5 protein-coding genes are annotated in these 4,733 nt (G+C 68.9%); 1 reads left to right on the top strand and 4 read right to left on the bottom strand.

All coding sequences use genetic code 11. The annotated features are described in order from the left end of the window. The coding region (locus G3N92_RS30925) for a rhomboid family intramembrane serine protease (protein WP_206131348.1) at positions 1-998 on the bottom strand (998 nt) is incomplete at its 3' end. Between the two features lie 365 nt (positions 999-1,363). Here G3N92_RS30925 and G3N92_RS30920 point away from each other — a divergent pair. After that, positions 1,364-2,095: a PepSY-associated TM helix domain-containing protein gene (locus tag G3N92_RS30920; protein ID WP_206131347.1), complete on the top strand. Its 732-nt coding sequence runs from the start codon at positions 1,364-1,366 to the stop codon at positions 2,093-2,095. Positions 2,096-2,171: 76 nt separating this feature from the next. On the opposite strand, the gene G3N92_RS30915 is transcribed toward G3N92_RS30920, so the two are convergent. The 3 genes from G3N92_RS30915 to G3N92_RS30905 all read right to left on the bottom strand — a co-directional run. Then, positions 2,172-3,575 (bottom strand): amino acid permease, encoded by a 1,404-nt coding sequence (locus G3N92_RS30915; protein WP_206131346.1) that lies wholly within the window; start codon positions 3,573-3,575, stop codon positions 2,172-2,174. Between the two features lie 184 nt (positions 3,576-3,759). Then, a complete protein-coding gene (rqpR, locus tag G3N92_RS30910) occupies positions 3,760-4,422 on the bottom strand; it encodes a response regulator transcription factor RqpR (protein ID WP_206131345.1) in 663 nt (220 codons plus the stop codon). A 10-nt stretch (positions 4,423-4,432) separates the two neighbouring features. Beyond that, a partial coding sequence (locus G3N92_RS30905) for an ATP-binding protein (RefSeq protein ID WP_339385851.1) occupies positions 4,433-4,733 on the bottom strand: 301 nt, incomplete at its 5' end.

Here is a 4,733-nt window from a genome sequence, read left to right as displayed (position 1 = left end):
CCGCCGAGCTGCGCGGCGGCGTCGATCATCGAGTACGTCAGGCCGATGTAGAGGCAATAGGCGACGAAGCCGAGCGCGAGCGCGCGCCGAGGGGCGTGCGCCAGCGCCGGCAGCTCGCGGCGGCGGCGCAGCAGATAGGCCAGCATCGCGCCGAACACGCCGAAGATCGCGCCCGACGCGCCGGCCGAGCACTGCATCGCGTCGCGCATCACGCTCGTCATGCCCGCGAACACGCCGGCGAACAGATAGAGCGCGAGAAAGCGCTGGCTGCCGTAGCGCCGTTCCGCGAGCGGGCCGAAGCACGCCAGCGCCAGCATGTTGGCCGCCAGAGGCACCGCGCCGAAGTGTTCGAACGTGCCGGTCAGCAGCCGCCACCAATCGCCGTCGAGCGTGTCGGGGCCGTAGTTCGCGCCCCACGCGATCATCGCCGGCAGCTCGGGCTTCAGCGGCGCGACGCCGCTTGCCACCATCGCCGCGTACAGCAGCAGATTGAGCGCGATCAGCGCCCACGTGACCCAGGCGGCCGGCTGCGCCTGCAGGCGATCGGCGTGGCGCGCCTGGGCGTCGGGTTCGGTCGCGAACGCCGAGGTGACCTGCATCGGCAGGCGGCCCGCGATCCGCGCGGCCGTGGCGGCGTCGGCCGCGAGCAGGGCCACGGCCAGCACGCCGTCCGGCGTGTGCAGATCGAAGAACACGCGTTTGCCGGCGCTGCCGGCGTCGAAGATCTGCGCGCGCGGGATCGCGAGGTGAAACGGGGCGGCGCCGAACAGGCCGCCGGATCGGCCGTCGAGCGACAGCGCGGCGCCGTTCGCCGCGAAGCGCAGCGTGCCGCGGCCCGGAAAGCCGCCGCGACGCGCGTGCCGCCGCGCGTCGTGCGGGCGCGGCTGAACGGAAAAGCGGATGCGGCAGGTGTCGGCCGGTGCGGCCGCGGCGTGAGCGGCGGGTGGGACGGCAGGCGCATGCGGAGGCACGCCTGGCGTCGATGCGATGTCGTTCATGAAACGCTGGCCCCGATTATTTTGTTCGTCTTTTCGATCCGGATGCCATGGAAAGCCGCGCCGCGCAAGGCGGCCGGCGACGCGCCCCGGTGATTCCCCGGCGGGTACGCGGCAGGTTCGGATGAAGTCGGATTCTAGCGCCGACGAAACGTTTGCGCGTGGCGAAATTACATCGAATGACGAATTTTGTGGTGTCCGATACGAGGTGCGCCGAGCGGGGTGGCCGATCCGCCGCAGGCCGCCGTAAGCGGGGCGCATTGAGTCTGTCATATTGTTGTGTAATGATAGCGATTCTCATTTAAATCGAACTGGGCGGCCGGCGATCGGAATCGCGGGCCGCCCTTTGCATTGGTATTGGAGTCAGCTTGAACGCGCCCGAATCGATCGAATCCACGTTGCCCACGGGCGTCGCCACCCCCAACCCGTACGACGCGCATGCGCGGCCGCTGGCCGAGGCCGAGCTGGCCGCGCGGCGTCAGCGCTCGCGGCGCGCCACGTTCATCAAGTGGCTGCGCAAGGTGCACGGCTGGGTGGGGCTGTGGGGCGCGGTGATGGGCCTGATGTTCGGCGTGACCGGTTTCGTGCTGAATCACCGTGCGCCGCCGCTGCGGATCTCGCCGGGCGCGCCGAGCGTGACCGAAGTGCAGTTGCCGCTGCCGGCCGCCGCGCCGACGACGCCGGCCAAGCTTCAGGCCTGGCTGATCGACGAACTGAAGTTCGATGGTGGCCGGTCGCGCATCCGCAAGGAGCCGGCGCAGGCCGTCAGTTGGGGCGATCGCAGCGTGATGCAGCCCGAGCACTGGGAGATCTCGCTGTTCAAGCCGCATGCGAACGTGAACGCGGAATACTGGGTCGGCAACAATTTCGTGTCGGTCAAGCGCAGCGACAACTCGGTGATGACGACGCTGATGAACCTGCATCGCGGCGTCGGCATGAACATCTTCTGGGTGCTGCTGGTCGATACGATCGCCGGCGCGATGGTGCTGCTGTCGCTGACGGGCGTGCTGCTCTGGACCGAACTGAACAAGCGCCGCACGATCGGCGCGGTGCTGGTGGGCGGCTCGATCGTCGCGGCGCTGGTGACGGCGCTGACCTGAGCGCGGCGCGCGTGGCGCGAGGATGAAAAAAAAGCCCGTCGGACGACGGGCTTTTTTGTTGGGCGAGGCAGCGGGCTTATTCCGCGTCGCCACCCTGCGCGATCTTCGCATTGCGGCGCGAATACACGAAGTAGATCACCAGCCCGATCACCAGCCAGATGATGAACGCCTCCCACGTCACCGCGCTCAGGTTCAGCATCAGGAACAGGCAGGCGGCCACGGCCAGCATCGGCACGAACGGCACGCCCGGGCAGCGGAACGCGCGCGGCAGATCGGGGCGGGTGCGGCGCAGCACGATCACCGAGATCGACACCATCGCGAACGCGGCCAGCGTGCCGATGTTGATCAGCTCGGCCAGCACGTTGAGCGGGATCAGCGCGGCGATCAGCGCGCAAAGCAGGCCGATCGCCCAGGTGGCGACGAACGGCGTCTGGAAGCGCGGGTGCACGCGCGACAGCACCGGCGGCAGCAGGCCGTCGCGCGACATCGCGTAGGTGATGCGGGTCTGGCCGTAGGTCATGACGAGAATCACGGTCAGCATGCCGAGCACGGCGCCCAGGTCGATGAAGCCCGCCACCCACGTCTGGCCGGCCACCTGCAGCGCGTACGAGATCGGGTGCGTGATGCCGGCGTATTGCGCCGACGGCACGATGCCGGTGGCCACCGCCGCGACCGTCACGTACAGCACCGTGCACACGGCCAGCGACGCGATGATGCCGATCGGCAGGTCGCGCTTCGGGTTCTTCACTTCCTCGGCGGCCGACGACACCGCGTCGAAGCCGATGAACGCGAAGAACATCACGGCCGCCGCGCCGAACACGCCCGACCAGCCGTGCGGCATGAACGGCGTCCAGTTGGCCGGCGTGACGTGGAACACGCCCACGGCGATCACCAGCACCACCACCGCCACCTTGATGAACACCATCAGGTTGTTCACGCGCGTCGATTCGCGGATGCCGACCGACAGCAGCGCCGTGATCGCCATCATCACGGCGAACGCGGGCAGGTCGAACAGCGTGTGCACGCCGGGCACCGAGCCGGGCGCGGCCGTCAGCACGGTGGGCAGCACGACGCCGAAGCCCTTCAGCAGCGATTGCAGATAGCCCGACCAGCCCACCGACACGGCCGAGGCCGCGAGGCTGTATTCGAGCATCAGATCCCAGCCGATGATCCAGGCCACCAGCTCGCCGAGCGTGGCGTACGAGTAGGTGTAGATCGAACCGGCCACCGGAATGGTGGAGGCGAATTCGGCGTAGGCCAGCGCGGACAGGCCGCAGGCGATGGCCGCGACGATGAACGAGACCATCAGGGCCGGGCCGGCCTGCACGGCGCCGGTGCCGGTCAGCACGAAGATGCCCGTGCCGATGATGGCGCCGATGCCGAGGAACGTGAGGTCGACGGCGCCGAGCGCCTTCTTGAGCCCGGCGCGTTGCGCGCCGGCGATCATCTGGTCGACGTTTTTCTTGCGAAGAAGTGACATGCGGATGGTTGTTGGACGTGAGTCGCGCGGCCGGCGGCGGCCGCGAACGAGGGTTGTATTCGGTAGAACCCGGCATTTTAGCCGATCCGGCGCGGTTGCCCTATTCGGGTTGCACCTGTTCGTCCAATGAAAACAGGGGCTTGCGCGCGGGGAGCGCGCGCCGGGGCGCGGGCTTGGCGGGCAATCAGGCGCCGGGCGGAGCCGGCGGCGTCATGTCGAGCAGCCGGTTGCTCATCGCGTAGAACGTCAGCTCGGCGTTGTTCGACAGCTTCATCTTTTCGAGCAGCCGCGTGCGGTACACGCTGACCGTCTTGACCGACAGCGACAGCGTGACGGCGATGTCGGTCAGGCGCTTGCCCGAGGCGAGCATGCAGAGCGTCTGATATTCGCGGTCGGACAGCTTTTCGTGCGGCAGCGGCTCGTTCTCGAACGAGACGTATTCGGCCAGCGCTTCCGCCAGCGCGAGGCTCACGTACTTGCGGCCGGCCGCGACCTGCTGGATCGCGGAGATCATCTGCGCGGCGTTGACCGTCTTCGACAGGTAGCCGGCGGCGCCGGCCTTCAGCGCGCGCACCGCGTACTGATCCTCGCGGTACATCGAGAACATCAGCACCGGCGTGGACGGCAGCTTGCGCTTGAGGCGCTTGAGCACCTCGATGCCGTTGATGTCGGGCAGCGAGATGTCGAGCAGGATCACGTCGAAATTGCCCTTGTCGGCGGCGGCGAGCGCCTCGGCGCCGGTTTCGGCCTCGGCCACCTCGCGCGCGACGCGGCGGTCGATCAACAGTTGACGGATGCCCTGGCGGACGATCGCGTGGTCGTCGACGAGCAGCAGGTTCAACGCCATCGTCCGAGCCTCAGGAAGCCGAAGCCTGCGCGGCCGCTGCGGGCCGGCCAGCCAGCGCGTGCCACGCGAAGCGCGCGCGCAGCAGCGTGCCGCCGTCGGGGCGCGCATCGATCGAGAGCGCGCCGCCGAACGCCGCGCAGCGCGCCTGCATGTGGAGCAGGCCGCGGCCGGTGCGGGCGTGATCGTGCTCGCGATCGGCGTCGTGCGTGCCGAAGCCCGCGCCGTCGTCGGCGATGCTCAGTTCGAGATGGGTGGCGGTGGCGTCGAGCCGGACGTCGGCCGAGCGTGGGCGTGCGGGGCGGGCGACGTTG

It is taken from the genome of Burkholderia sp. Ac-20379 (genome assembly GCF_017104645.1).
In the GTDB taxonomy this organism is placed as follows: Bacteria; Pseudomonadota; Gammaproteobacteria; order Burkholderiales; family Burkholderiaceae; genus Burkholderia.
This window is presented reverse-complemented; position numbering and strand designations above follow the sequence as displayed.

What these genes read in the sequence shown, in the direction of transcription:
- G3N92_RS30915 (WP_206131346.1), bottom strand. Translation starts at nt 3,575, where the DNA reads ATGTCACTTCTTCGCAAGAAAAACGTCGACCAGATGATCGCCGGCGCG.
- rqpR (WP_206131345.1), bottom strand. Translation starts at nt 4,422, where the DNA reads ATGGCGTTGAACCTGCTGCTCGTCGACGACCACGCGATCGTCCGCCAG.